Annotated in this window: 1 protein-coding gene; it reads right to left on the bottom strand. The window is 51.8% G+C overall.

Going from position 1 to position 278, the window contains the following annotated elements; translation table 11 throughout:
• Positions 1-278, bottom strand: a 278-nt coding sequence (locus F1003_RS18625; protein ID WP_497986922.1) for a preprotein translocase subunit SecA, incomplete at both ends; no start/stop codon positions are given.

Below are 278 nucleotides of genomic sequence, written 5' to 3'. Positions count from 1 at the left end.
GCGGAATCCCTTTGTTTTTCAGAAGTTTAGAAATCAATTCAGACGTTTCAACGGCAACCGTACCGACAAGAACCGGCTGTCCGGTCATGTAGCGCTGGGCGACATCCTCCGCCACCGCCTTGAATTTCCCTTCCATTGAGCGGTAGATCAAGTCCGGACGGTCGTCACGGATGACCGGCTGGTTGGTCGGGATGGATACAACCTGCATGTTATAAATATTGCGGAATTCTTCCTCTTCCGTTTTTGCGGTACCGGTCATACCGGCCAGCTTTTCGTAC

This window comes from Winogradskyella ouciana (genome assembly GCF_009709615.1).
Taxonomy (GTDB): domain Bacteria; phylum Bacteroidota; class Bacteroidia; order Flavobacteriales; family Flavobacteriaceae; genus Winogradskyella; species Winogradskyella ouciana.
This window is presented reverse-complemented; position numbering and strand designations above follow the sequence as displayed.